Origin of the sequence: Hymenobacter terricola, from assembly GCF_017921975.2 — a bacterium.
Taxonomy (GTDB): Bacteria; Bacteroidota; Bacteroidia; order Cytophagales; family Hymenobacteraceae; genus Hymenobacter; species Hymenobacter terricola.
This window is the reverse complement of sequence record NZ_JAGEMO020000001.1, coordinates 172929-197499: the sequence shown is the minus strand read 5'-3', so window position 1 is coordinate 197499 and position 24571 is coordinate 172929. Positions and strand designations below refer to the sequence as shown.

Below are 24571 nucleotides of genomic sequence, written 5' to 3'. Positions count from 1 at the left end.
TTCGCGCTACTGCTTTATCCCGCTTTTATGTCCGTGCTCACCGATAGCCTCAATGTTTTGTCGAAAGCCACCCCGTTACGGGTCTGGAACGCGACGCAAATCATCGGCTCCTACATTCTGAGCAAAATCACGGGCAAGGCCCGGCTGCGGGGCCTGCCCATGGCCCTGAGCTTCGAGCCCACCACCAGCTGCAACCTGCGCTGCCCGGAGTGCCCCAGCGGACTGCGCTCGTTCACGCGGCCCACGGGAATGCTGCCGGCCGATTTGTTTAAGCGCACCATCGATGAAGTGGCCAGCCGGCTGTGGTACCTGATTTTTTACTTTCAGGGCGAGCCGTACCTGCACCCGCAGTTTCTGGAATTGGTGAAGTACGCGGCCGATAAAGGAATCTACACCGCCACCAGCACCAATGCCCACTACCTGACCGACCAGAACGCCCGCAAAACTGTGGAAAGCGGCCTGGACCGCCTCATCATCTCCCTCGACGGCACCACGCAGGAAGTGTACCAGCAATACCGCGTGGGCGGCAAGCTCGATAAAGTGCTGGAGGGAACCCGCAATGTGGTGAAATGGCGCAAAGAGCTGAAGTCGAGCACGCCGCGCATTATCTTCCAGTTTCTGGTGGTGCGGCCCAACGAGCACCAGATTGACGACGCCAGACAGCTGGCCGAAGCCTTGGGCGTGGACGACGTATGGTTTAAAACGGCCCAGATTTACGACCACGCGCAGGGTTCACCGCTCATCCCGACCATCGACTACTACTCGCGCTACGCGAACAACGGCAACGGCACCTGGAGCCTGAAAAACAAGCTGGTCGACCACTGCTGGAAAATGTGGCACTCCTGCGTCATCACCTGGGACGGCCTGGTGGTGCCCTGCTGCTTCGATAAAGACGCCGAATACCGCCAGGGCGACCTCAAAACCGAAACCTTCCGCCAGCTCTGGCGCGGCCCCAGGTACCAGCAATTCCGCGGCAGCCTCCTCAAAGGGCGCGACCAGATTGAGATGTGCCGCAACTGCTCGGAAGGCACCAAAGTGTGGGGCTGATTTTTATTTAACATTTAGCAATTACCATTTAACACCTGTTCGAACGGTCCTACTGGGGCACGTTGAATGGCTGTTAAATGGTAATTGCTAAATGAATCACTTATCCTTCTTCGTCAGGTTCTTGCCCAGGTCTTCGACCTGCTTGAGGAAGTCGTCGGTGTCGGCGTCGGCGTAGGTGCCGTAGGCATTGGCAATGGTGCCTTTCACGCCGTCGTTGGCTTGAATGGCGTAGAGGACGGACATGTCGTCGGGGTTGCTTTCGCCTTCGAAACGGTAGAAATCCACGATGGTAACCTCGTCCGGAGTGTAGCTTTTGTTCGAGTCGCTACCGATGGTATGCAGGCGACCATCCACGACGTTGAAATCCTGGGTGAAGCCGTCCTTGGTCAGTTTGTTTTCAACGTTGACAAGCGACCGTTCTTCTTCTTTGTCCTGCATGGCGGTGGGGTGTTTAGGGGATGAAGCGCGAAGCGGGAAGGTAATTAAAAAACCGCCTCCGTCCTGGCTATACGCAACCAAGGCGGGGGCGGGTTATGCCAAGCCACAGAAAAGAATGGAGCCGTTTGCTGCCGGGCTACCGGGCGTTGGCGCGGGCCTCAATGGTGCGCTGTAAAGCATCAACGTCGAGCTGGCCGCAGGCCCCGCCGCAGCCTTTAGCGCAGCCGGCCGCCGTCTTGCTGAAAAAGGCGCGGTAAAAGATGCGGCCCACGTAAAAAGCCGCTGCCACGAACAGCGCGCCAATCAGGAAGTATTGGATTTCGACGGAGGTGATTGCAAGCAGGAGCATAACGGGTAAACTGCTTTAGCAAGAAAATAGTTTGCGGCGGCTACTGCCAGAACTCGCCAATGGTTTGCTGGATTTCGGTGTGCAGCAGGCCGTTGCTGGCCACCACCTCGCGGCCAAACAGCGGGTCGCCATCTACCAGAAACTGCGTGACGTGCCCGCCCGCCTCGCGCACCAGCAGGATGCCGGCGGCCACATCGTAGGAGTTCAGGTTGAACTCGAAGAAAGCTTCGCAGCGGCCGGCGGCCACGTAGGCCAGGTCCACCGCGGCCGAGCCCAGGCGCCGCACGCCGTGGCTGCGGCTGAAGAACGCGCCAAGGATTTGCAGGAACTGGTCCATCTTGCCGAAGTCCTTATAGGGAAAGCCGGTGGCAATGAGCGAGTCGTTGAGCGCCGTGATGTCGGTGACGTGGATGGGCTGGTCGTTGCAAAACGCGCCGCCGCCACGCACGGCCCGGAAGCTCTCGTCGCGGCCCACTTCGTGCACCACGCCCACGGCCAGCTCCTGGCCTTGCAGCAGCGCCACACTGATGGAGTACACCGGCAGGCCGTGCACGAAATTGGTGGTGCCGTCGAGCGGGTCGATTATCCAGGTAAATTCCTGGGTTTGGGTGTCGGGGCCGGCGGTGCCTTCTTCGGTAATGAAACCGGCCGCGGGCAGGAGCTGGCGCAGGCCGGCCACCAGGCGGCGCTCGGTTTCCTGGTCCACGTAACTCACCAGGTCGTGCAGGCCTTTGTGCTCAATTTTGCCGCGGTCGAAGGTGGCTGCTTCCTGGCGGATGAACTGCGCCGTGGTGCGGCACAGGGCGGCAAGGTCGTGGGAGAGTTGAGTGAAATCGGGGGTCATGGAGTAAAGGTTGTAGGAACGCGCCATGGCGCGTTCAATCGTATGGTATTTGATACTTAAGGGGCAGCCGTTGTTGCGCCGAACGCGCCATGGCGCGTTCCTACAAGGCCGTTGAACTCTTGCGCTGCCAGCCCCGCACAATGGCCACCAGCAACAGCAGCACCGCCAGAAGCTGCGCGCCGCGCCCAATCAGCTCGCCGAAGCGCACATAAAAGGTCACTTCGTCGTTCAGGTGCACGCTGGCGCGGCTGGCAGTGGGAATCCAGGCCGGTTCGCGTTGGGTGATTTCGCCCTTTTGGTTGATGAAGCCGGTGAAGCCGGTGTTAGCGGAGCGGGCCAGGTCGCGGCGCGTTTCGATGCAGCGCAGCTGGCCGTAGCTCAGCAGCTGGCGGTAGCCGGGCGAGTCGTGCCACCAGGCATCGTTGGTGACCAGGCCCAGCAGCGTGCCGCCGTTGCGGGGATATTCGGCAATGAAATCGCCGTAGATGGACTCGTAACAGATGACCGGGGCTATGCGCAGAGCCGGCGCATTGGCCGGGGCCGCAAACACGGTGCGCTCGGCCTGGCTACCGTAGGAGCCTACGAAGCCGCCCAGGTCAATGTTTTTGAGCACGCTGCTGAGGATGGGCGGGATTTTCTCAACCCCCGGCACCAGCCGCGATTTGTGGTAGATGGCCAGCGGCGCACTGGCGCTGGCGAAATACCCGGCCGCGTTGTAGATGTCGTAGTAGCCCACGTCGTCGCGGTAGCGGGCGGTGCCGCTGGCCGCCTCCTTGCTCGGGTAGGAGTTGATGGTGGTGATGCCCGTGAGCAGGGCCACGCCGGGGTGCTGCGCCAGCCACGCGCGGATGCGGCGGATTTTGGGGTTGCTTTCGAGGGTATTTTCCCAGATGGCTTCTTCCATGGCCGTTTCGGGCCAGAGCACGAGGCGCGTTTGGGGCGTGAGGTGCTGCTCGGAAAGGCTGAGCATCCGGGTTATCTGCTCATCGGCGGGAATGAATTTGGGGCCGCCCTCAAACTTCTCCACGTAGGGGTCGAAGTTGGGCTGCACCACTACCACTTCGGCCGTGGGGCCTTTTTCGTGGTAGGTAGCTCCGATGAGGTAGGATAGGCCAATGGGCAGTAGGATGGCCAGGAAAGGAGGTAAAAGTTTTGAGTTAAAAGGTAAAAGGCCAATGCCCGCCGGTTGGGGCAGCACATTGCGTTTTAACGCTATATTTTTAACTTTTGACTCATTAGACACCAGCCAGCTGAAAAACAACAGATTCACCACCCATACCCACACGCTGCCGCCCAAAAAGCCCGTGTACTCGTACCACTGCACCCACTGCGGGGCGGCCGCGAAGCCGTTGCCCAGCGTGAGCCAGGGCCAGGTCAGGTCCCAGTGCAGGTGCAGCTGCTCGAAGGCAATCCAGTAAATGGGCAGGGACAGGTAGCCGATGCGGTTGCCCAGCCGCTTCTTCGTCTGGCGGAAGGCCATGAGCGGCAGGCACATGAGCAGCGCGTTCAGCACCACGGCGGCAATGCCAGCGGCCAGGTCGGCGTAGCTTACCCACCAGGTAGTGAGGGCGTTCCAGAGCACCAGGAACAGGTAGGTGCTGGCGAAAACCCGGCGCTTGCGGGCACCTTCCAGCGTGAGCTGCCGCTCCAGCACCAGATAGGGCACCCAGCCGATGAACAGCAGCGGCGCCAGCCACGCCGTGGGCCACGGCGCCCAGCCGCCCGAGAGCAGCAGCGCGCCCAGCACGGCCAGCACCAGCGGTTGCCGGAGCGGGCTAGTCGTCGCCGTCGAGGCCGTCATCGGCATCGTTGGCGTGGGAGTAGCGGGGTTCGCGGCCGGGGCGGGGCTCGCGGGGAGGCGGGGTGAGGTTTCCTTCGACGACAACGACAATTTCTCCTTTAATGGTAGGGCGGGCGGCGAAGTCAGCTTCCAGGCTGGCCAGCGTGCCGTTCACGGTTTCTTCAAATAATTTGGTGAGCTCGCGGCTCACGGAGGCCGGGCGCGACGGTCCCAGCACTTCGGCCAGCTGGCCCAGGGTTTTCACAATGCGGTGCGGCGACTCGTAGAAAATCATGGTCCGGGTTTCCGTGGCCAGCTGTTGCAGGCGGGTCTGCCGGCCCTTCTTGACCGGCAAAAAGCCTTCGAACGTGAACCGCTCGGCCCCAAAGCCCGATTTCAGCAAAGCCGGTACGAAGGCCGTGGCGCCTGGCAGGCACTCCACGCCCAGGCCCCGCGCCAGGCACTCGCGCACCAACAGAAACCCGGGGTCGGAGATTCCCGGCGTGCCGGCGTCCGAAATCAGGGCCATGATTTCGCCTGTGGCAAGGCGTTCCAGCAGGCGCGGCACTTGCTGGTGCTCGTTGTGCAGGTGGTAGGAGAGGAGCGGCTTTTTCAGGCCCAGGTGCTGCATGAGGCGGCCGCTGGTGCGGGTATCCTCGCAGAGCACGGTGCCCACCTCGCCCAGAATGCGGATGGCCCGCAGCGTAATATCTTCCAGATTGCCGATGGGCGTGGGCACGAGGTAAAGGACCGTGTTGGGCATGAGGCAAAGGTAGCCCGCGGCGCTACAGCGAATTGATGAGCGCCTGCAGTGCCTGCGCGGTGATGCTGCCGGAGTGTTTGGTGATGAGGGCGCTGCTGTGGTCGTAGCCGTAGGTAACGGGCCGCACATTCACGCCGGGCAGCGGCTGCCGCACCCGCAGAAACCGGAAGCCATACGGATGCTTTTTAAGAAATGCCTGGATTTTGGTCGGGGGCTCATCCGATACCATCAGGAAAACCACGCCCGCGCCCGCCTTCTTCTGCGCCTGCTCAAACACCGGAAACTCTTCTATGCACGGCACGCACCAGGTAGCCCAGTAGTTGACCACCACCGGCTTATTGGCCAGTTGGGCAGCTACCACCGGGGTGCCATCCAATTCCACCAGCCCCATTTCCGAAAGGCGGATATCCGGCTGACGCATGAACATAAAGTACACGGCGCCGCTGCCGATGCCCAGCGTAAGAAGGAGGCCTAGCAGGTAGCCTCGCCAAAAGTATTTTTTGTTCATGAAGCCGTCCGGTAGCGGTTTGAAAAGAAAGTGCCCCGCATCAATGATGCTCAGTGCCAAAGACAAAAAGGGCCGCTATCACGAGGAGAATGGTGAGAAACCCGGCTGCAAGGCCGAGAAAAAAGCTACTGGTTTTGCTCATGAAAATGAGATTGGGCCACGGTAAGGAGAAGAAAACCTGGGGCTATTGCGTGACGTACCGCGCCGCTACCGCATCAATAGCCGCTGCCAGCCGGTGGTCGCGCTTGGTTACAGTATTACCCGCGTCGTGGGTGCGCAGGCGAAATTCCACCACGTTGTACTCGTTGCTGAGCCAGGGGTGATGGTCGAGCCGCTCGGCTTCAGCCGCTACTTCGGTGAGGAAAGCAAAGGCGGTTTTGAAATCGACAAAGCGGAAGCTATGGTGGAGGCTATTCTCGGTTTCAATCCACATATTTTTTGCTATATTTAGTATGGCTGGCTGGAGGTAGCGGTAGTGGTTGAGTAAAACCCAAACGATGAATCCAAAGTACACCTTTTCCCAGGCACTTCCCGCCTCATTGCCTTTTACCTCATCACCCGTACCAATGGCCATTGACCCCAACAACCGCCCCATTCGCGTCATCAACGACGACACCAGCAACGAAGAGATGGAGGCTGGCCACCACATCCCCAATGCCGACCCGCCCAAGAACGACGCAGCCCGCGGCGGCTTCGGCAACCGCGACGGCAAAGAAGGCTTTGGCTCCGACACGTCGGGCGGCGAAACGGCCGTGGGCGTGAACGAAACCGCCGACAACATGCGCCCGCCGCACGACAACATGCGCTCCAACGACGAAGGCCGCCCCGACCGCGCCAACCAGGACCTGCCGCCCGCTGATGAATACACCGATTCGATAGTCCCCAGCGGCCGGCCCGTCGATGAGCTCGACGTGCACGACATGCGCCCCGGCGTTGACGAAATGCTGAACCCCAACTCCCGCGTGGGCATGGGCCAGATGGAGCCCCGCCCCATTAAGCCCATCACCGGTACCGATACCAACGCCGAGCTCACCGACCCCGACGCCACCGACACCGCCATTGACCAGTAGGCCCGGCGGGGGCGGTGTTTTCTTTCCGTTTCACCTGTAATCCATTTCGCTATGTCAACGCACCACAATGCCCAGAAAACCGGCGACCACGCCGATAAGCGCAACCTCGAAGGCAAGCCCAAGGCCGACGCGCTGCCCGTGGGCGAAACCGATGAGCAAACCGAAGACCAGCTAGAACAGGACGCGCTCGACGCCGGCCAGCGCCACCCCAACCGCGGCCACGACAAAGCTGACCTCGACAAGCCGGCTTACGGCGGCGGCCACTAGGCGCCTGTGCCCGAGCAAACGTCATGCGGAGCGGAGCCGAAACAGCTCTGCCGTGAAAGTAACTACTTACTCTTGCGGTAGAAATGCTTCGGCTCCGCTCCGCATGACGTTCTTTTTTGCCGGTTACTTACTCTGTTCTCTGTGAGCCGCTACGCCACCACCGACCTGCACGGCTGCCTGCACACTTTCCGCCACTTGGTGGAAGAGAAGCTGCGCCTCACCCCCCGCGACGAGCTGTACTTGCTCGGCGACTACGTGAACAAGGGCCCCGACAGCCGCGGCGTGCTCGACTACCTCATGCAGCTGCAAGCCAGCGGCTACCAGGTGCAGTGCCTGCGCGGCAACCACGACCAAGCCTTGCTCGACGCAGCCCGCCACCGCTGGCGCTGGGACTGGCTGGGGCCGCGCGGCCGGCTGCCCACCCTGCGCAGCTTCGGCGTGGCGCGGCTGTCTGACGTTCCGCCGCGCTACCTCGACTGGCTGGCGGCGTTGCCCTACGAAATCGAATTGCCCGATTTTGTGCTTGTTCATGCCGGCTACAATTTTGCCCTGCCGCCCGCCGAGATGCGGCAGGACTACTCCGCCATGCTCAACACCAAGAAGTTCGTGTACGACCCCTCCCGGCTTGGCGGGCGGCGCCTGCTGCACGGCCACGTGCCCACGCCCACGGCCCAGGTGCGCGCCAAAGCCACCACCCATCCCGGCGCGCTGGGCCTGGACACGGGCTGCGTGTACCGCCACAATCCCGAGCTAGCCCACCTCGCCGCCCTCAACCTCGACACCTGGGAACTGACCCTGGCCGCAAATTGCGAGCCGGCTTATGCAATCGGTAAGCGTTGAGCTTCTGTAAGTTGTTTGTTTTATGAAAAACTGCCTTTGCTAGCTTTAGCAAAGGCAGTTTTTGCATTATAGATATACGCCAATGATGAAAATATAGATTTTCGCGTGAGGTATTTATATTTCTTAGTCGTAGTTTTATGAAATAATTACAAAATTATTAACATTGTTTCGAGTTGTATTTGTACCAGAATGGCGGGTAGGCTGGATTTGATAAAAATGAATAAAAAACGGTCAAAATAAAAAAATAATAGAAATATTATTCGAAATCAACAGGATGCAGGCAATAATAACAAGGCAAAATGGTACTATGGCGGCTGAGAATTGATTGGGCTATTGCAGGTAGCTGCGTAAGTCGATAAGTTTGATAAATGCTATTTGTTGCTGTGGCTTATTATGGTACTACAAAAGAAATCCAGTCCGGGCCAATAGGCAAAAACATGATTATACAGTGTTGACCGCTATTGCTATTGCTTGCCCTTATTTGATATGTGCCTGGCCGGGCTGGATTTTATTATTTCCTCACAATTCCCCAAGGATGAAATCCTGCTGATGCGTCATTTCTCTAACCAATTTTCCCATCCTATATACCTAGTATATGAAACACGCCCTACACACTCCCCTGTATTCTTTTGGCTCTTTGCCCGCGTTCCCGTGGTGGGTGCGGCGGCGCTGGCAGCTGGTGGGCCTGCTGCTGGCGGTGCTCCTGTTGATGGGCAGCCGGGTGCAGGCCACGGTTATCATCAAAGTGGGCACGGCTGCTGGGGCAGACTATCCCACGATTGGCGCGGCGCTGGCTGCGGTCCCCTCGTCGCTCACCCAGCCGTATGAGCTGCAGTTGCTGGACGCCACTTATGCCGAGAACATCCTGCTGAACAAGACCGGTTCGGCCCTGAATACCCTCACGCTGCGCCCGGCCGCCGGCGTGAGCACCGTGATTACGGGCACGCTCACCTTTGGCGCCGGCAGCGCCTACGCCACCCTGAGCGGCAACAACGGCACCCTGGCGCGTGCCCTCACGCTGCGGCAGCCTAGCCTGACGGTGCCGGCCGTGGCCTTCACCGGCGATGCGGCCTACAACCAAGTGAGCGAGGCCGTGGTGCTGGGCTCAAACACCGTGCTGACCAGCGGGGTAATCGTAATAGGCAATGGCGTGACGAATGGCAACGACTACAACGGCATCGCCTTCAGCTTCGTAGGCAATGCCGATGCCCTGCAGCTGCCCGCCAACCTGGTGTATGCCGTTAATACGGGCGGGGGCAGCAACGACAACTTCTCATTGACCGGCAGCCAGCTCTACAACTTCGGGCGGACCGGGGTGCTGGTGGGCGCCGGCAACGGTGACCAGTGGGCCATCAGCGGCAACAGCTTCTACTACAACGCCATTGCCGTGCCCACCACGGCCCAAACGGCCATCGACTTTCACCCTGGCAGCGGTTCCAACGACGCCATGGTGAGTAATAACTTCATCGGCGGCCGGGCGGCCAATGCCACCGGGGGCGTGTGGGTGAACGCGGGCACCCAGGATTTTTACGGCATTGTGATGAACTGCGGCAACAGCACTTCCCTCACCAACGAAGTGACCAACAACACCGTGAGCCAGGTGAGCCTGACCGGCGTGAGCGCCGCCGCCCTCACCGCCCTGGGCGTAGACGCGGGCCGCGCCGAACTCACCGGCAACACGGTGAGCAACGTGACCAACACCGGCACCAGCGGCGTGAACAGCCTCGTGAGCCAGGCCACGACCATCCTGAGCGCTTTCTCGGTGAGCAACGGCCAGCTGATGGTGGTGGAAGATGGCCTGACCGTGGTGCTGGGCGACCTCACCAACGCGGGCATCCTCAACCACACGGGCGGCAATATTCTCATCAATGGCAACTTCACGAACGCCAGCACGGGCATCTTTGCCCAAACGGCGGGCGACATCGAAATCAAGGGCGACATGCTGAATACCGGCCTTTTCAACTGCTCGACGGGCAAGGTGAAGCTGACCGGCACCGGCCCGCAGTTGGTGAGCGGCGGCCTTTACTTCAACCTGGAAGTGAACGGCACCGGCACCAAAACCCTCACCGACGACGCCGAGATTTTCAACGGCGTGCAGATGCTCAACGGCGTGCTGGCCACCACCAGCAACTTCCGCATCAAGCTCGACCCGTTGGCCAACCTCGTCGAAACCGATGCCAGCTACGTGCTGGGCCGCGTGGAAGCGCGCCGCACCCCCGCCGTGGGCGTGCCGGAAGCCTTCGGCGGCATGGGCCTCTCCATGCAGCCGGTGGCGGCCTCGGTGCTGCCCGGCAGCACGCTCGTCACCCGAGTGACGGGCACGGCGCCGGTGGGCGTGGCCGGCCACCAGGGCATTTTGCGCTACTTCGACATCAGCGCCACCGTGAGCGCGGGCCTGGACCTGGGCCTCACCATCCAATACCTGCCGCATGAGCTGAACGGCATCACGCCCGCCAACCTGCGCTTCTTCAAATCGGTGGATAGTGGCGTGAACTGGCAGAACAAAGGCGTGACCAGCGCCGGCACCGGCTATGCCTACCTGGACGGTGTGAGCGGCTTCTCGCGCTGGACCCTGGGCGACCTCACCAACCCGCTGCCGGTGGGCCTCACCGCCTTCCAGGCCGAGCGCCAGGGCCGCAACGCCCTGCTCACCTGGGCCACGGCCACGGAGCAGAACAACCGCGGCTTCGGCATCGAAGTATCGCTCGATGGCCAGGTGTTTCACCAAATCGGCTTTGTGGCCCCCGAGGGCAGCGGCAGCAGCACGGCCCCCCGCAGCTACCGCTTCGTGGATGCCGCCGAGGGCAAAACCGGCGCCCGCTACTACCGCCTCCGCCAGGACGACTACAGCGGCGAGGCCCACTATTTCGGCCCCCAGAAGCTGGACTTTGACGCGCAGCCGGCGGCCCTGGCCGCCTATCCCACTCAGTTTGGCCAGGACCTGACCGTGGCCCTCACGCATCCCACCGCCGCCACCGCCACCCTGCGCCTGCTCGACGCCCTGGGCCGCGAAGTGTGGCACCAGGAAGTGGCCCCCGGCGCGGCCCTGCTGCGCGTGCAGCCCGCCTGCGCCGCCGGCAGCTACTTCCTCACCGCCACCGTGGACGGGCAGGTGCTGCGCCAGCGCGTGGTGAAAGACTGAGGCTAGGGCCGCGCCCCGCGCCGCTTTTGCCTGGTAAAAGGCCCCAGCCACGCAAGTGGTTGGGGCTTTTTGCTGGGGTAAAGCGCGGCCGGAGCGTTGCGGCAGCGGCCCGAGTCGCGCGTTAACAAATTGCTCGGCGGCCCGTGGCGTAAAGTCCCTTTCTGATGCAGCCCAATGAGCCGTAACGCCGGTTTAATTGCGAATAATTCGCCAGTAGCCGCAAGTAATGAGCCGGTTGAAAAGTCTGATTGTGAGATTTATTTATTTACGTTCTACTGGAAAACCTCCTACGTTTGCTGCGGGCTGGTCCTCCACTACTGAGCACTGCGGCATCCCGGATTCTACCCATCCTCAGCCATGAACCACTCAACTGCTTTTAGCAGCGAGGCCCAATGCCTGGGCCCCACTATGCAGGGCGCTACTACAGCGGCTGCGCCTAAGCCCGAGCGCTACCTTGTCGGCCGCGCCGGCGTTTTCAACACTGGTTTTCAATCCGTGGACAAAAGCCGCATTCCATCGGGCATCCTCGAAGTGGATGGCCTGCAATTCATCGACCACCCCCCTCCACCGGCATAACCGGCTTCACCGCCGCCAATCAGGCGAAGCCTATTCCTTTGTTTTCCAGCACTCCTTTTCCCTTCCGCTCATGAATAAGCTTTTGTTCTTTCTGGCCCTCCTGGCCCTGCTCACGCAGGGCGGCTGCAACAAGAAAGACCCCGCCCCCGACCCGCCGGCCAGCCCGCTCGACCAACTGCCGCCCGAAACCCAGACCGGCCAGCACACCTTCGGTTGCCTCGTCAACGGCCAGGCCTGGACCCCGGCCGGGAGCCCATTTGGTGGGCCGCTATTTACAACTCAATACTTCAATCAACAACTGACAGTATCGGCTAGTAGAACTGCTAGTGCTTAGTCAGGGAAGTTGGTTGTCCTAATTTTTTGGTAGTGGCGGTCGAGTTTGACGCGCGCTTTTTCCAGGGTGAATTGCCATTTTACGGTGGCCCGTGCCGCATTACGCTCGGCCACGCAAGCGGCGACGTGGGCGGTGAGTTCCTCTTGGGTGGGAATGCGCTGGTGCAGGCACTGACGGGCGATGGCCGAGAGTTCAAGTTCGACCATGTTGAGCCAGGAGGCATTTTTGGGCGTGTAATGGACCTCAAAGCGGGCGGACAGGGCCCGGGCCTGCGCCGCGGGCAAGTGCTGGTAGAACACGGCGTCGGTGTGGGTGTTGAGGTTATCCTGCACCAAGACGATTTTCTCGGCCTGCGGGTAGTGGGCGGCCAGTTGCTGCATAAAGCGGCAGTAGTCGGCGCCGGTGCGGCGGGCCGAGACCTCGACCAGGCGCTGGCCGGTGCCCGGCTCGAAGGCGGCCAGCAAACAGGCCGTGCCCTGGCGCACGTAGGTGCTGCTTTCCCGCCGGGGCCGCCCGGCCTTGGCGGGCTGCTCACCCGCCGCGGGCTGGGCGGGCACGGGCAGCAGCGGCTCGACCGGCTGGCCGTGGAGCACGCAGGGGCGCTCATCGAAGCAGACGACGGGAAAGCGCGGGTCGTGCGGCCGCTCGTAGACCGCCAGCACGTCTTCCATCCGGGCCACGAAGGCCGCGTTCACCGCCCCCAGGCACCCGTGCTGCTGGCGGTGGGGCCGCAACTCGTTTTTTCGAGCACCTGGCTCACCGTTTCGTGCGAAATCGTGTCCACCAGGGCCAGTTCCACGGCTTTGTCGGCCAGCAGGCGCAGGGTCCAGCGGCCGTGGCCCACCGGGGCCGGGGTGCAGGCCAGCGCCGTCAACGCCGCCCGCTGCGGGCCGTCAAACCGGCGCGGGCCGCCGCTACGCGGCGCCTCACGCAGGGCCACTTCCCATCCCCCGGTTTCGTAGCGGCGGCGGAGCTGACTTACGGTCTGCCGACTCAGGCCAACGGCCTGACCGGCCGCCTGCTGGCCGACACCAGTTGCTAGCGCCAACAGGGCTTGGGCGCGGCGCACGGCCCGCACCTGGCGGCGGCCAGTGCGGGTGAAGTCTTCAAGGGCGGCTTGGTCGGCGGCCGGTAAGGCGAAAGGGATGATTGGTCGGGCCATAGCAGCATAACCGCAAGCGCCTTTATTCTGTTAACCAACTTCCCTGACTAAGCACTAGTATTGGCGGGATAAGCATACAACAAGGGATTTCAATCAACGTGGATAAGATTCAAGCTCCTGGAAACTTCGTGCTCGCGGACTCCACTCATAAATCTGCTACTCTAGTTGACTTATTATCCAGGTGCGCATACTATACCAATTCAACACACATTGGAACATTAGAAATCACACGCCTAGACTTAGTAGCACGCATTGTGTCAGGCCGCTTCGCTTTCACGCTGGAAACACCCGGCTGTGGTCGGGTCGTGGTCACCGATGGCCGGTTTGACTCCCGCTTTTAACGCATTTCCATTCCCTTTCTTTTCCCTTTTTCCGTATGAAACAGATTCTACTTTCCTTCCTGCTGCTGGCCACGAGCCTGAGCAGCAGCCTGGCCCAACGCACGGGCGGGGCTACCACGCAGTCCGTACCCGGTGGCGGGGGCGGCACCCCCGGCCCGTCCGTGTACGAGCCGGCCATTACCGGCTTTGCCGACGCGATTAATGACGTGTTTTAGGTCGTGCATTTGCTGCAAGGAAACAAAGTAGTGAAACGCGAACAGCTGCGCATCGAAAAATAATAATACCGTTCTGCTTACGTTTACCTCCACAAGCGGGTGGCTCGGGCCTTCGGGTCGGGGCCACCCGCTTTTTTATCCTTTTTCCCCACCCCATTTCCAAAATTCCCATGAAGCAAGGCAACCGCATTTCGGCCGCCTAACGCCCGACGACACGAAAAAAATCGTGGATTTCCTGCACCAGGTCGATGACCTGCTGCCCTTCCTCATCACCTTGCAGCCGGAGGAAAGCCGGAGCCTGCGCAACATCGGCTTCGATGGCGTCCCCTTCGCCATGGCCGCGCTCGACGCCGTGCGGGCCAATGTCGACTTCACCCGCCGGTCCTTCGACCTGGCCGAGTTCGAAAAAGACGTGGCCCTGATGGAGAGCCTGCGCGGCATTGTGGCCGTGATTGCGCCCCTGGCCCAGAAAATAGCCGATACCTACCGCCTCGCCGGGGCCGACGTGATGGTGACCGCCGACGACATCTACGCCGACCTGAGCAAGGACAACGGCGAAACCAGCGCCGTGCAGGCCCCCCTCCAAATCATGAAAAAGCGCTACGCCCACCGCATGAGCACCGCCAAAGCCACGCCCCCACGCCCCCCAAGGCGTAGCCCACCACCTGGAACCGGTTCCGAACCCGTCCCGAGTGGTGCGGAACCGGTCGGAGGTGGTGCGGAACCGGTCCCGAGTGGTTTGGAACCGGCCGGGAGTGGTACACTGCCACTTCAACAAAGCAAAAGGCCCCGCTTAGCTACCTGAGCGGGGCCTTTTGCTTTGGAAACGCGCACCAGCCAATGCTGGGGAGGCTTTTACTGCATGCTTCGCAACTTGGGTTACCGGGGTTCCAGCACGCCGGCCGCTACGGCCCGCCGGGCCGAGGCGCGGTAGGGGTTGAGCGAGTCGGCGGCCACGGCGCGCAGCGTGGCCAGGGCGGGGGCCAGCTCCTGGGCCTGCCAGTAGGCCATGCCGAGGTGGTAGCGGGCGCGGCGCACCAGCTCGCCGGTGCTGTCGGTTTCGCCCACGCGGCGGAAATAGAGCTGGGCGGCGTTGCCCTGGCCCTCGCGCAGCAGGATGAGGCCGCGCAGGTAGAGCAGGGTATCGGCCCCCACGTTGGCCGGGCTCACGCGGCCCAGGGAGTGCAGCGCGGCCGGGTAGTGGCCGGCCTGGTACTGGTCGAGGGCTTCGCTCAGCAGGGGGCGGCTGTGCAGCAGGCCGGTAGTCACAGCGGGGCCGGGGTCGGGCTGGTAGTAGGCTTCCCAGCTACGGGCGGGCCGGGCGGTGTTGGGGCGGCTGAAATACCAGGCGGCCCCGGCGGCCAGCACCAGCACCACGGCCCCCAGAATGCTCCAGGTAGCCCAGCGGCGCTGCCGGCGCTGGGCCAGGCTGTGGGCGCGGGCCAGGGCGGTGCCGCGCTGGTCCATGCGCTCGTCGAGGGATTGCAGGCGCAGGCGCAGGGTGTCGTGGCCGGCGGCCCAGCGCAGGTCGGCGGTGAGCTGCTCGTAGGCGGCGTGGGCATCGGTCAGGGCCTCGTCCTGCTCCAGGCGCAGCTCGAAGGCATCCTGCTCCTCCGGCGTCATCTGGCCGTCGGCGAAGCGTTCCAGCTCATCGATGTAGGGGCGCAGGTCGGGGGAGGCGGGAGTCAGCGGACTCATTTCAGCAGCTCGTAAAGTTTGCGCAGGCAGGCGCTTTTCTGGCGGCGGGCCACGGTGGCGTTGGGGAAGCCCATTTTGCCGCCCATCTTGTCAAAGTTGTAGCCGCGAAAGTAAAAGTAGGTCAGCACCTGCTGGCAATCGGCCCCGAGCTGGCTGAACTGGGCCAGCAGGCGCTGGCGGCGGCCGGCCTCGGCGGCGGGCAGGGGCTGGTGGGCGGGCACGTGGGCGGCCAGCCGCAGCTGGGCCATGCCGTAGAGGTAGGCCCGCAGGTCGCCCGGCATTTTGGTGATGCGGCCATCGGCCACCTGGTCGTAGAAGTCGAGCAGCGTGTCCTGCAGCAACCCGTGGGCCTGGGGTGCGGCCAGCTGGTGCTTGCGCTGGGCCCAGCGGGCAAACAGGTGCCGGCTGCGCTGGTAAAAGTCAATCAGCGCTTTCTGATTGCCAATGCGTAGCTGCGTAAGGGTTTCGGCGAGGGGCGCTGACATGGGAATGAGCAAAGGCAGTGGCAAGTAACAACGGAAAAGGGGAATAGGGGCGAGCACAAGGAACGTCATGCAGAGCGCAGCATCTTGCTCGCAGTTACTACCTCAAATAATGAGGCAACGAAGCGGGCAAGATGCTTCGCTGCGCTCTGCATGACGTTCTGTTTCTCCTCTGCCCCTACGTTCTTCATTCCCACCTTCCCTACTGCCTCCTTACCTTTGCGCCCATGCAAACAGCCGCCCCCGCCCGCCTCCTCGACACCGCCGTTTTCGACCTCATCGCGCAGGAGAAAATTCGCCAGACCCACGGCCTGGAGCTCATTGCCTCCGAAAACTACGTTTCGGAACAGGTGATGGCCGCCCAGGGCTCCGTGCTCACCAACAAGTACGCCGAGGGCCTGCCCGGCAAGCGCTACTACGGCGGCTGCGAAATAGTGGACCAAATCGAGCAATTGGCCATCGACCGCGTGAAGGAGCTGTTCGGCGTGCAGTGGGCCAACGTGCAGCCCCACTCCGGTGCCCAGGCCAACGCCGCCGTGATGCTGGCCTGCCTCAACCCCGGCGATAAAATCCTCGGCTTCGACCTCAGCCACGGCGGCCACCTCACCCACGGCTCCCCGGTCAACTTCTCGGGCAAGCTCTACCAGCCCAGCTTCTACGGTGTTGAGAAGGAAACCGGCCTCATCGACTGGAGCAAAATCAAGGAAACCGCCCGCCGCGAGCGCCCCAAAATGATTATCTGCGGCGCCTCGGCCTACTCCCGCGACTGGAACTACGCCGCCCTGCGCGAAGCCGCCGACGAAGTAGGCGCCCTGCTGCTGGCCGACATTTCGCACCCCTCGGCCCTCATCGCCACCGGCCTGCTGAACTCGCCGTTCGAGCATTGCCACATCGTGACGACGACGACCCACAAAACCCTGCGCGGCCCGCGTGGCGGCCTCATCATGCTGGGCAAGGACTTCGACAACCCCTTCGGCCTGAAAACCCCGAAAGGCGAAATCCGCCCCATGTCGGCCCTGCTCGACTCGGGCGTATTCCCCGGCACCCAGGGCGGGCCGCTCGAGCACGTTATTGCTGCGAAAGCGGTGGCTTTCGGCGAGGCGCTGACCGACGACTTCAAAACTTACACCCAGCAAGTGGCGCGCAACGCCCAGGCGCTGGCCAGGGGCTTCACCGCCCTGGGCTACGACATCATTTCGGGCGGCACCGACAACCACCTCATGCTGATTGACCTGCGCTCGAAAGGCATCAGCGGCAAGCTGGCCGAAAACACGCTGGTGCGGGCCGATATCACCATCAATAAAAACATGGTGCCGTTCGACGACAAGTCGCCGTTCGTGACCAGCGGCATCCGCATTGGCTCGGCCGCCGTAACTACCCGCGGCCTGGGCGAAACCGACATGGCCCGCATCGTGGAGCTGATTGACGAAACCCTGATGAACCACGACAACGACACCCGCATCGGCCAGGTGCGGCAGCAGGTGAACGCCTGGCTGCAGGACTACCCGCTGTTTGCGTAGGCTTTTACGTAAGTAGGGCGGCTGCGTAAAAAGAACGTCATGCAGAGCGCAGCGAAGCATCTCGCGTGCAGCAGTAATTATTACTGGTTGCAACGACGCGGGCGAGATGCTTCGCTGCGCTCTGCATGACGTTCTACTTGCTTCGCCACTTACTCAACCTCTTCCACTCATCTCCCCCGTGCAACCTCAACCGCAACAACCAAAACCGCTGGGCGAACAGCACGAAATGTCCTTCATCGACCACCTGGAGGCCTTGCGCTGGCACATCATCCGGGCGGCTATTTCGGTGGTGGTGTTTGCCACCGGGGCGTTTTTCGCCAAAGACTTCCTGTTTCACGACCTGATTCTGGGGCCCTCGCGGCCCGATTTCTGGACGTACCGCATGTTCTGCAAATTCGGCCAGTGGGTGCACGCGCCGGACTTGTGCATCGACAAAATCGGTTTCGTGATTCAGAACCGCGAAATGAGCGGGCAGCTCACCATGCACATCAGCACCTCGTTCATCGTGGGCATTCTGCTGGCGTTCCCGTACCTGTTCTGGGAAATCTGGCGCTTCGTGAAGCCCGGCCTCTACCCGCACGAGCGGCAGAACTCGCAGGGCGCCGTGTTTTTCGTGTCGATACTGTTCATTATGGGGCTGCTGTTCGGCTACTACATCGCCGCGCCGCTGAGCATCAACTTCCTGGCCGGCTACGTAGTTGATGCCAGCATCGAAAACCAGATTGACATGCAGAGCTACATGAGCACGCTCACCACCATGAGCGTGTCGTGCGCCTTCGTGTTCGAGCTGCCCATGATTGTGTTCTTCCTGGCTAAAGCCGGCCTCGTTTCGGCCGAAATTATGCAGATGTACCGCAAGCACGCCATTGTGGTCATCCTCATCATTGCCGCCGTCATCACCCCGCCCGACATTTCGGCCCAGATTATCGTCACCATTCCCATTCTACTGCTCTATGAGCTCAGCATCCACATTGCCCGCGTGGTGCGGCGCGGCGATGCCGCCCGCCTCAACGCCAAGCTGGCCCGGCAGACCGAGCGCGACGCCGCGCAGTAAAGAAGATAATGAACCTCATGCCGAGCGGAGCCGAGGCCTCCCGCGTGCCGCAGTAATGCAAACCGATGCAACGAAGCGAGCAAGAGGCCTTGGCTCCACTCGGCATGACGTGCTATTTTTATCCCGTTACCACCCAAGCCTCCCCCTATGAAACTTGCCCTCGGCTCCGACCACGCCGGCTTTGTCCACAAGGAAATGCTTCGCCTCTGGCTTATCGGCGAAGGCTACGAAATCCAGGATTTCGGCACGTACTCCGCCGATTCGATGGATTATCCGGACGTGGCGCACCCGTTGGCGGCGGCCGTGGCGGCGGGCGAGTTTGCCCAAGGAATTTTGCTGTGCGGCTCGGCCAACGGCGTTTGCATCACAGCCAATAAGCACGCCGGGGTGCGCGGGGCCATTGCCTGGCTGCCCGAGATAGCGGCCCTGGCCCGGCAACACAATAATGCCAATGTGCTATGCGTTCCAGCTCGTTACGTAAGTGAGGAACAAGCCCGCGAAATTGTATCAACTTTTTTGAATACTGATTTCGAGGGCGGCAGGCACCAGTTGCGAGTGTCGAAAATTAACTGCTGAGCCCGTTTAAAAGGGTTTAGGGGTCAATTATGAAAGCAGGCTATCAATAATGCTGCCTTTGGAAATAGCATTAAAGCGTGAATGTCGCCGCAGGTGCATATCTTTGGCAAGCACTACGTAGCCAATTATGACGCGGCCCGGAATTTTGCTCATGTGGCTATTGGCCTTCGGGTGGCTGCTGGTGCCGACGGAGCCGGCGGCCGCAAAGCCGTCGCCCACGGCAACGGATGCCCTGCGCCAAAAACTGGCCACTCGCCTGCCCGATACCACCCGCCTGCGCTTGCTGGGCGCCATCTGCTACGCCCTGCGCGAGGAGCAGCCCGTGCGGGCCCTGCCCTATGGCGAAGCGGCCGTGGCCCTGGCCCGCACGCTGCCTGCTGAGCAGCAGGAGCCCGGCCTGCTAAACAGCCTGCTGGGCCTGGCCAGCTGCTACGCCAACCTGTCGAACGGTCCGGAATCGCTGGCTCTGCTTTCAGAAGCTCAGGCCCTGGCCCGCCGCCTGCACAACGCCGATGCCCTGGCGCGGGCCTACACGGCGCAGGGTAGCATCTACCACGAGCGGGGCGACTCCACCACGGCGTGGCGGCACTACCGCAAAGCCCTGCAGCTTTCGGCGCAAGCCGGCGTGACGCCCCGCACCCGCATGAAGCTGCTGGGCAACGTGGGCACCCTGCTGTTTTTCCGCCAACAGTACGCGCAGGCCTTGCATTTCGATTCCCTGGCGCTGGCGCTGGCCCGGCGCGAAGGCGACTCAACGGCCCAATCGACCTACCTCTCCAGCCTGGCCACTTACCAGATGCAAACCGGCAACCTGCCGCGGGTGAAAAGGCTGCTCACGCAGGCCCTGGCCATCAGCCGCCGCCAAAATGCCGTGCGCAACCAGGCCAACCAGCTCATCATGTTTGCGATGTATTACATCGAAACCGACCAGCGGGAGCGGGCCGATGCGGCCGTGCGCGAAGCCCTGCGTCTGGCCCGCCAGTCCGATTACCTGGAGCGTGTGCTCGACGCCTACAGCATTCTGGCGGCGGAAGCGGCCGAATACAAAGACTACCGCCGGGCCTACGAGTGGAACAAGCACTTCGTGGAGCTAAACGATACCCTGAACAACCGCCAGACCCTGCAAACCCTGGCCGCCGCCCAGGTCAGCTACGAAACCCTGGAGCGGGCCCGCCGCCTGCGCCAGCTCACCGAGCAGCAACAGGAGCAGGGCTGGCACAACCGTGTGCTGGGCGCCATGGTGGCTGTGCTGGCGCTGGGCCTGCTGGTGGCCGTGTACCTGTACCGCAACCTGCGCCGCAGCCGCTCGGCCCTGGCCGCCAACCACCGGGCCCTGAAGCAGGTATCGGCCGAGCTGCGCAGCGTGGCCGTGTCCAAAGACAAGTTGTACGCCATTGTGGCCCACGACCTGCGCGGCCCGGTCATGGCCTTTTCCGGCGTCACCAGCCTGATTGACTCCTACATCGCCCAGAACGACCAGGCCGGCCTGGCCCGCCTGCCCGCACTGGTTCGCCAGGCCGCCGACAGCCTCAACCACCTGCTCGACAACGTGCTGAACTGGGCCGTGAGCCAAACCGGCGAGTTGGAGTGCCGCCCCGCGCCGCTGTTGGTATCCGAGCTGTTTGCCGAGTGCCAGGCGCTGTACCAGACCACGGCGGCGGCCAGCTGGCAGCACATCACCATGGCTACACCCCCCGGCCTGGCCGTGCTGGCCGACCGCAATATGGCCCGCACCATCCTGCGCAACCTGGTGGGCAACGCCCTGAAATTTATGCCCGCCGGCGGCCATGTCCACCTCGACGCCGCCATCGACCCCGACGACTCCAGCACCGTGCTGCTCAACTGCACCGATACCGGGCCGGGCATGAGCGCGGCCACCATTGCGGCCCTCATGAGCGGCCCGGCCCTGCCCGAGCCCACGCCCACGCCCCGCACCACCGGCCTGGGGCTGGGCCTGGCCCTGAGCCGCGCCTTCGTGCATCGCCACGGCGGCACGCTGGTTATCCAAAGCCGCCCCGGTGCCGGCACCAACGTGACGGTGAGCCTGCCAGCGGCGAGGTGACTTTAGGGGAAGGGAATAATAGAACGTCATGCTTCGGCTACGCTCAGCATGACGTTCTGTTTATTGTCCGTTCTGCGCTTCTACCAGATAATCACGCGGGTCGAATCCGGGCGGTATAGTTTCTGGCCGGGCTGGATGCCGAAAGCTTCGTAGAAGGCGGGCACGTCGGCCATTGGGCCATTCACGCGGTACTGGGCCGGCGAGTGCACGTCGGTGAGCAGCTGCGAGGCCAGGCTCTCGTCGCGCACGTGCATCTGCCAGCCCAGGGCGTAGCCCAGGAAATAGCGCTGCACGGGCGTGAGGCCGTTGATTTTCTTGCCTTCCTTGTACTGCTTGGTTTTCTTGAAGGCATCGAGGCCAATGACGATGCCGCCGAGGTCGGCAATGTTTTCGCCGGCCGTGGCCTTGCCGTTGATGTGCAGCGAGTCGAGCAGCGTGTAGCCGTTGAACTGCTTCACAATGCCGTTTACGCGCCCGTTAAAGCGCCTGCGGTCCTCTTTGCTCCACCACTCGTGCAGGTTGCCGTGGGCGTCGTACTGGCTGCCTTCGTCGTCGAAGCCGTGGGTGAGCTCGTGGCCAATGGTGCTGGCGCCCGCGTAGCCGTACACCAGCGCGTCATCGGCGTCGGCATCGAGCAGGCCGGGGATGGCAAAGGCCGCGGCGGGCAGCACAATTTCGTTGTTCGAGCCGTTGTAGTAGGCGTTGTAGGTCTGCGGGGTCATGCCCCATTCGGTGCGGTCCACGGGCTTGCCCAGCTTGTTGCGCTCGTAGCGGTACTGCCACTGATTGGCGCGCATCACGTTTTCAGCCAGGGAGCTGCGGTCGATTTTCAGAGCCGAGTAGTCTTTCCACTTATCCGGGTAGCCCACTTTGGGCGTGATTTTGTGGAGCTTATCCAGAGCCACAATCTTGGTGGGCGCGCTCATCCAGTCCACTTTCTGAATGTGCTCGGCAAAGGCCGAAACCACGTTTTTTACCAGCGTATCGTAGCGGGCCTTGGCTTCGGGCTTGAAGTATTCTTTGACAAAGAGTTGGCCCAGAGCGTCACCCAAGGCATTTTCCTGCATGTCGAGGGCCCGTTTCCAGCGGGGGCGAATGGCCTTCGCCCCGCGCAGCACCGTGCCGTAGAAATGGAAGTTCTCGTCCACAAACTGATGGCTGAGGGCGGGCGCAAATTCGCGCGCCACGTGCCAGGCGAGGTAAGCCTTCCAGGTGTCCAGCGGCGCGGTTTTCAGGAGCTGCCCCACGGTCTGGTAAAACTCCGGCTGGCCCACGATGACGGTGTCCGTACTCACGAATTCCAGCTGGCCAAGCCAGGTTTTCCAGTCGATGCCGGGCGTGAGCTTGTCGAGCTGCGCGATGCTCATCTTGTGGTAGTTGGCATACGGGTCGCGCAGGGCTTCGAGCTTGCGCGAAGACTTGGCCAGCGTGGTTTCCAGGGCCATGACCTGGGCGGCATTGGCCTGGGCCGTGGTCGAGTCCTGGCCCAATAATTTGAAGGTATGGGCGACGTGCTTCACGTATTCGCGGCGGATGTTCTTGGTGCGCGAGTCGGTGTTGAAGTAGTAGTCGCGGTTGGGCAGGCCCAGGCCCGCCTGGCGCAGGTAGAGGGCCATTTTGTCGCTGTTCTTATCGTCCTGGCCCACGCGCGGGCCAATCAGCGCGTTCACGCCCAGCGGAATTTCGTGGGCGATGACGCCCGGCACCTCGGCCACGGTTTTCATGGCCGCGATGCGGTCCAGCTCCGGCCGGATGGGGGCTGCGCCCAGCTGGTCGGCCTTCACCGAATCGAGCCCCACGGCCCAGAAATCGCCGATTTTCTGCTGGTTGCTGCCGGGGGTGGCGTCCTGCGCGCCGGCGGCTTCGATGCTGGTCTGGCGCAGGCGGCTGTACACCTCATCCTGGACCTTTTTGCCGATGCCCATGGTGCTTTCCGAGGCTGGAATGGGGTTGTTTTTCAGCCACGTCCCGTTGGCGTAGGTGAAGAAGTCGTCGCCGGGGGCCACGGTGGTGTCGAGGGCGGCGTGCAGGATGTCGGGCTTGCCGTTGGTGCTGGCCGTTTTGAGGGAATTGGATGGGCAGCCGGTGACGAGGGCGGCCAGCAAGGGCAGAAGGAGGAAGTGTTGTTTCATATAGGGCAAAAAGGTGAAAGCCATCTCACGCCGGCTGGTGGCCAAATATCGGCTGCCAGTGCTGAGCATAGACTACTGCCCACCCAAATAGTTGCTGCCGGGCACACTGAGGTGGTGTATGTCAGCTTTTCAGCCAAGCAGCCAATGGAATTACGTAATGGCGCAGATGTGATAATGCCTGTAAAAACTTGTGCTTACTTGCAAACAAGTAGTATATTTATTTTATAGTGTAGCTGTAAAACGGTATTGCGACTGACAGCAGCTAACACATCTGAAGCTATTTCAGGAAGCGTTCTACTTTTTCACTCATTGTTATGTCTTCTCCCGCACCTGCAGTTCTAAAAGGAAAAGTGACGCGCCCCGCCATAATTGAGTTAGGCGTAGCCGATGCCGCGCAACTCGCCAAAACCAAAGCGTTTTACGAGGTTCTGCTGGGCGAGAAGACTTATCCTTACCGGCTCACGACCGATATGGCGCTGCTGTGCGTGGTGACGCCAGACGGCAGCACCCGGACCACCATCTACTGGGAGGTGCCGGGTGCCAGTGCCGAGTTGAAGGACGTGTACGACGACCTGATTAAGAACCACGGCTGCGGTGGCGTCCACCCGCCCCATAAGCCGCCCAAGGACTGGCTTGTCAAGGGCGACCTTGAACTGGCCACGCTGGCTGATGCCTCGGGCAACGTGCTGGGCCTGGTGGTGAACCCGCCGTACCCCCTCACCTAACCCTGCCCACGGCTGCTACCTCGGTTTGGGTGTGGCCAAAAGTTGATTTCACCCTTTGCGCCACGCCATTGTTATGAAGCCACACAAACATGCTGATTTGGGCGACGTCGTATCGACCGCCGTTCGGTACTCTTTTTCCAAAGAAGAAGCGTTTAATCGGCGAATAGCTGATGAACGCCTTGCGCATCCCAAACCACCCACCCAAAGCCCGGATGGCAAAGCTTTTTCCTTTAGGGAGCCGAGTGGGGATAAAGAGCTGCATATCATGCTGTACGATGGTAAATTGACCGACTGCTGCATTGATTATTTGTACGCTGGCAAGATGGATGAGACGGATTTCGATAAGTTTTACAAGTTTCAGTTGTCGCTGGGAATGAAGGAGTTAGAGCCTCCAAAGACCAGCTTGCATGGGCCCAGTGACAAGCCGGAAACTCGTCGGGCTGTGCTAGGTGTGCCCGATGGAGCTGGGGGGATAATGTTAAAGGGCGTCATTGTCAATCCACCTTATCCGTTTGCGCCGGGGCCCGGCCGGCACGCGCGCCGGGCTGGCAGCCGGGGACTGGAAATGCTAGCCGCACTGGCGGTGGGCGCGGCCCTGGCCTCGGTAATCCGTGCACTACGCCGGCGCGATTAGCCAATGGATTTA

The 24571-nt window shown here is 61.8% G+C and carries 28 protein-coding genes; 16 read left to right on the top strand and 12 right to left on the bottom strand.

Translation table 11 applies throughout. From position 1 onward, the window contains the following. Positions 1-27: 27 nt before the first annotated feature. Entirely contained in the window at positions 28-1047 is a 1020-nt protein-coding gene (locus J4G38_RS00695; RefSeq protein ID WP_210514235.1) for an SPASM domain-containing protein, read from the top strand. A gap of 96 nt (positions 1048-1143) precedes the next feature. On the opposite strand, the gene J4G38_RS00690 is transcribed toward J4G38_RS00695, so the two are convergent. From J4G38_RS00690 to J4G38_RS00665, 6 genes are all read right to left on the bottom strand, one after another. Then, on the bottom strand, positions 1144-1485 hold the full coding sequence (locus J4G38_RS00690; RefSeq protein WP_210514233.1) for a hypothetical protein: 342 nt from the start codon (positions 1483-1485) through the stop codon (positions 1144-1146). A 136-nt stretch (positions 1486-1621) separates the two neighbouring features. Continuing rightward, positions 1622-1834: a hypothetical protein gene (locus tag J4G38_RS00685; RefSeq protein ID WP_210514231.1), complete on the bottom strand. Its 213-nt coding sequence runs from the start codon at positions 1832-1834 to the stop codon at positions 1622-1624. Between the two features lie 40 nt (positions 1835-1874). Beyond that, on the bottom strand, positions 1875-2678 hold the full coding sequence (locus tag J4G38_RS00680; protein WP_210514229.1) for an inositol monophosphatase family protein: 804 nt from the start codon (positions 2676-2678) through the stop codon (positions 1875-1877). A 100-nt stretch (positions 2679-2778) separates the two neighbouring features. Beyond that, positions 2779-4485, bottom strand: coding sequence for an apolipoprotein N-acyltransferase (lnt, locus tag J4G38_RS00675; RefSeq protein WP_226163035.1), 1707 nt, complete (start codon positions 4483-4485; stop codon positions 2779-2781). After that, positions 4454-5221 carry a 16S rRNA (cytidine(1402)-2'-O)-methyltransferase gene (gene rsmI, locus J4G38_RS00670; RefSeq protein WP_210514227.1) on the bottom strand — a complete coding sequence of 256 codons (768 nt, stop codon included), beginning with the start codon at positions 5219-5221 and terminating at the stop codon, positions 4454-4456. The genes lnt and rsmI overlap by 32 nt, the downstream gene beginning before the upstream one ends. A 22-nt stretch (positions 5222-5243) precedes the next feature. Next, positions 5244-5729, bottom strand: a complete 486-nt coding sequence (locus tag J4G38_RS00665; protein ID WP_210514225.1) for a TlpA family protein disulfide reductase — start codon at positions 5727-5729, stop codon at positions 5244-5246. Here J4G38_RS00665 and J4G38_RS00660 point away from each other — a divergent pair. Next, entirely contained in the window at positions 5728-5895 is a 168-nt protein-coding gene (locus J4G38_RS00660; RefSeq protein ID WP_210514223.1) for a hypothetical protein, read from the top strand. The two genes, J4G38_RS00665 and J4G38_RS00660, sit on opposite strands and share 2 nt — an antisense overlap. A gap of 18 nt (positions 5896-5913) precedes the next feature. Here the strand turns inward: J4G38_RS00660 and J4G38_RS00655 are convergent, their stop codons facing one another. Next, positions 5914-6162 carry a 4a-hydroxytetrahydrobiopterin dehydratase gene (locus J4G38_RS00655; RefSeq protein WP_210514221.1) on the bottom strand — a complete coding sequence of 83 codons (249 nt, stop codon included), beginning with the start codon at positions 6160-6162 and terminating at the stop codon, positions 5914-5916. 133 nt (positions 6163-6295) lie between these two features. On the opposite strand from J4G38_RS00655, the gene J4G38_RS00650 reads away from it, so the two are divergent. From J4G38_RS00650 to J4G38_RS00625, 6 genes are all read left to right on the top strand, one after another. Then, complete coding sequence (locus J4G38_RS00650; RefSeq protein ID WP_210514219.1) at positions 6296-6799, top strand: hypothetical protein; 504 nt, start codon at positions 6296-6298, stop codon at positions 6797-6799. A gap of 51 nt (positions 6800-6850) precedes the next feature. Next, a complete protein-coding gene (locus J4G38_RS00645; RefSeq protein WP_210514217.1) occupies positions 6851-7066 on the top strand; it encodes a hypothetical protein in 216 nt (71 codons plus the stop codon). 141 nt (positions 7067-7207) lie between these two features. Next, positions 7208-7906, top strand: a complete 699-nt coding sequence (locus J4G38_RS00640; protein WP_210514215.1) for a metallophosphoesterase family protein — start codon at positions 7208-7210, stop codon at positions 7904-7906. 595 nt (positions 7907-8501) lie between these two features. Continuing rightward, positions 8502-11048: an autotransporter outer membrane beta-barrel domain-containing protein gene (locus J4G38_RS00635; protein ID WP_210514213.1), complete on the top strand. Its 2547-nt coding sequence runs from the start codon at positions 8502-8504 to the stop codon at positions 11046-11048. Positions 11049-11405: 357 nt separating this feature from the next. Next, entirely contained in the window at positions 11406-11624 is a 219-nt protein-coding gene (locus J4G38_RS00630; RefSeq protein ID WP_210514211.1) for a hypothetical protein, read from the top strand. A gap of 70 nt (positions 11625-11694) precedes the next feature. Further along, complete coding sequence (locus J4G38_RS00625; protein ID WP_210514209.1) at positions 11695-11958, top strand: hypothetical protein; 264 nt, start codon at positions 11695-11697, stop codon at positions 11956-11958. Here J4G38_RS00625 and J4G38_RS00620 read toward each other — a convergent pair. Further along, entirely contained in the window at positions 11955-12692 is a 738-nt protein-coding gene (locus J4G38_RS00620) for an IS630 family transposase (protein ID WP_210514207.1), read from the bottom strand. The two genes, J4G38_RS00625 and J4G38_RS00620, sit on opposite strands and share 4 nt — an antisense overlap. Next, positions 12650-13120, bottom strand: coding sequence for a helix-turn-helix domain-containing protein (locus J4G38_RS00615; protein WP_210514206.1), 471 nt, complete (start codon positions 13118-13120; stop codon positions 12650-12652). Before J4G38_RS00615 ends, J4G38_RS00620 begins: the two co-directional genes overlap by 43 nt. Before the next feature lie 376 nt (positions 13121-13496). Between J4G38_RS00615 and J4G38_RS00610 the strand changes: the two genes are divergently transcribed. Together J4G38_RS00610 and J4G38_RS00605 are read left to right on the top strand one after the other, a co-directional pair. Then, a complete protein-coding gene (locus J4G38_RS00610; protein WP_210514204.1) occupies positions 13497-13676 on the top strand; it encodes a hypothetical protein in 180 nt (59 codons plus the stop codon). A 226-nt stretch (positions 13677-13902) separates the two neighbouring features. After that, positions 13903-14481 (top strand): hypothetical protein, encoded by a 579-nt coding sequence (locus J4G38_RS00605; RefSeq protein ID WP_210514202.1) that lies wholly within the window; start codon positions 13903-13905, stop codon positions 14479-14481. 74 nt (positions 14482-14555) lie between these two features. Here J4G38_RS00605 and J4G38_RS00600 read toward each other — a convergent pair whose 3' ends face one another. Next, positions 14556-15374 (bottom strand): hypothetical protein, encoded by an 819-nt coding sequence (locus J4G38_RS00600; protein WP_210514200.1) that lies wholly within the window; start codon positions 15372-15374, stop codon positions 14556-14558. Beyond that, positions 15371-15859: an RNA polymerase sigma factor gene (locus tag J4G38_RS00595; protein WP_210514198.1), complete on the bottom strand. Its 489-nt coding sequence runs from the start codon at positions 15857-15859 to the stop codon at positions 15371-15373. Before J4G38_RS00595 ends, J4G38_RS00600 begins: the two co-directional genes overlap by 4 nt. 224 nt (positions 15860-16083) lie before the next feature. Between J4G38_RS00595 and J4G38_RS00590 the strand changes: the two genes are divergently transcribed. From J4G38_RS00590 to J4G38_RS00575, 4 genes are all read left to right on the top strand, one after another. Beyond that, complete coding sequence (locus J4G38_RS00590) at positions 16084-17376, top strand: serine hydroxymethyltransferase (protein WP_210514196.1); 1293 nt, start codon at positions 16084-16086, stop codon at positions 17374-17376. 178 nt (positions 17377-17554) lie between these two features. Next, positions 17555-18430, top strand: coding sequence for a twin-arginine translocase subunit TatC (tatC, locus tag J4G38_RS00585; protein ID WP_317198163.1), 876 nt, complete (start codon positions 17555-17557; stop codon positions 18428-18430). Between the two features lie 147 nt (positions 18431-18577). Next, positions 18578-19006, top strand: coding sequence for a ribose 5-phosphate isomerase B (rpiB, locus tag J4G38_RS00580; RefSeq protein WP_210514194.1), 429 nt, complete (start codon positions 18578-18580; stop codon positions 19004-19006). A 151-nt stretch (positions 19007-19157) separates the two neighbouring features. Continuing rightward, entirely contained in the window at positions 19158-21068 is a 1911-nt protein-coding gene (locus J4G38_RS00575; protein ID WP_210514192.1) for an ATP-binding protein, read from the top strand. Between the two features lie 80 nt (positions 21069-21148). Here the strand turns inward: J4G38_RS00575 and J4G38_RS00570 are convergent, their stop codons facing one another. Then, positions 21149-23200: a M13 family metallopeptidase gene (locus J4G38_RS00570; RefSeq protein ID WP_210514190.1), complete on the bottom strand. Its 2052-nt coding sequence runs from the start codon at positions 23198-23200 to the stop codon at positions 21149-21151. A gap of 314 nt (positions 23201-23514) precedes the next feature. On the opposite strand from J4G38_RS00570, the gene J4G38_RS00565 reads away from it, so the two are divergent. Further along, a complete protein-coding gene (locus J4G38_RS00565) occupies positions 23515-23925 on the top strand; it encodes a VOC family protein (RefSeq protein WP_210514189.1) in 411 nt (136 codons plus the stop codon). A gap of 73 nt (positions 23926-23998) precedes the next feature. Further along, positions 23999-24559, top strand: a complete 561-nt coding sequence (locus J4G38_RS00560) for a hypothetical protein (protein WP_226163033.1) — start codon at positions 23999-24001, stop codon at positions 24557-24559. The last annotated feature ends 12 nt before the right edge of the window (positions 24560-24571 follow it).

Bases quoted from the DNA above. Each gene is read 5' to 3' on its own strand.
- J4G38_RS00695 (WP_210514235.1), top strand. From the start codon at position 28: ATGTCCGTGCTCACCGATAGCCTCAATGTTTTGTCGAAAGCCACCCCG.
- J4G38_RS00690 (WP_210514233.1), bottom strand. From the start codon at position 1,485: ATGCAGGACAAAGAAGAAGAACGGTCGCTTGTCAACGTTGAAAACAAA.
- J4G38_RS00685 (WP_210514231.1), bottom strand. From the start codon at position 1,834: ATGCTCCTGCTTGCAATCACCTCCGTCGAAATCCAATACTTCCTGATT.
- J4G38_RS00680 (WP_210514229.1), bottom strand. From the start codon at position 2,678: ATGACCCCCGATTTCACTCAACTCTCCCACGACCTTGCCGCCCTGTGC.
- lnt (WP_226163035.1), bottom strand. From the start codon at position 4,485: ATGCCGATGACGGCCTCGACGGCGACGACTAGCCCGCTCCGGCAACCG.
- rsmI (WP_210514227.1), bottom strand. From the start codon at position 5,221: ATGCCCAACACGGTCCTTTACCTCGTGCCCACGCCCATCGGCAATCTG.
- J4G38_RS00660 (WP_210514223.1), top strand. From the start codon at position 5,728: ATGAAGCCGTCCGGTAGCGGTTTGAAAAGAAAGTGCCCCGCATCAATG.
- J4G38_RS00665 (WP_210514225.1), bottom strand. From the start codon at position 5,729: ATGAACAAAAAATACTTTTGGCGAGGCTACCTGCTAGGCCTCCTTCTT.
- J4G38_RS00655 (WP_210514221.1), bottom strand. From the start codon at position 6,162: ATGTGGATTGAAACCGAGAATAGCCTCCACCATAGCTTCCGCTTTGTC.
- J4G38_RS00650 (WP_210514219.1), top strand. From the start codon at position 6,296: ATGGCCATTGACCCCAACAACCGCCCCATTCGCGTCATCAACGACGAC.
- J4G38_RS00645 (WP_210514217.1), top strand. From the start codon at position 6,851: ATGTCAACGCACCACAATGCCCAGAAAACCGGCGACCACGCCGATAAG.
- J4G38_RS00635 (WP_210514213.1), top strand. From the start codon at position 8,502: ATGAAACACGCCCTACACACTCCCCTGTATTCTTTTGGCTCTTTGCCC.
- J4G38_RS00630 (WP_210514211.1), top strand. From the start codon at position 11,406: ATGAACCACTCAACTGCTTTTAGCAGCGAGGCCCAATGCCTGGGCCCC.
- J4G38_RS00625 (WP_210514209.1), top strand. From the start codon at position 11,695: ATGAATAAGCTTTTGTTCTTTCTGGCCCTCCTGGCCCTGCTCACGCAG.
- J4G38_RS00615 (WP_210514206.1), bottom strand. From the start codon at position 13,120: ATGGCCCGACCAATCATCCCTTTCGCCTTACCGGCCGCCGACCAAGCC.
- J4G38_RS00610 (WP_210514204.1), top strand. From the start codon at position 13,497: ATGAAACAGATTCTACTTTCCTTCCTGCTGCTGGCCACGAGCCTGAGC.
- J4G38_RS00600 (WP_210514200.1), bottom strand. From the start codon at position 15,374: ATGAGTCCGCTGACTCCCGCCTCCCCCGACCTGCGCCCCTACATCGAT.
- J4G38_RS00595 (WP_210514198.1), bottom strand. From the start codon at position 15,859: ATGTCAGCGCCCCTCGCCGAAACCCTTACGCAGCTACGCATTGGCAAT.
- J4G38_RS00590 (WP_210514196.1), top strand. From the start codon at position 16,084: ATGCAAACAGCCGCCCCCGCCCGCCTCCTCGACACCGCCGTTTTCGAC.
- rpiB (WP_210514194.1), top strand. From the start codon at position 18,578: ATGAAACTTGCCCTCGGCTCCGACCACGCCGGCTTTGTCCACAAGGAA.
- J4G38_RS00575 (WP_210514192.1), top strand. From the start codon at position 19,158: ATGTGGCTATTGGCCTTCGGGTGGCTGCTGGTGCCGACGGAGCCGGCG.
- J4G38_RS00570 (WP_210514190.1), bottom strand. From the start codon at position 23,200: ATGAAACAACACTTCCTCCTTCTGCCCTTGCTGGCCGCCCTCGTCACC.
- J4G38_RS00565 (WP_210514189.1), top strand. From the start codon at position 23,515: ATGTCTTCTCCCGCACCTGCAGTTCTAAAAGGAAAAGTGACGCGCCCC.
- J4G38_RS00560 (WP_226163033.1), top strand. From the start codon at position 23,999: ATGAAGCCACACAAACATGCTGATTTGGGCGACGTCGTATCGACCGCC.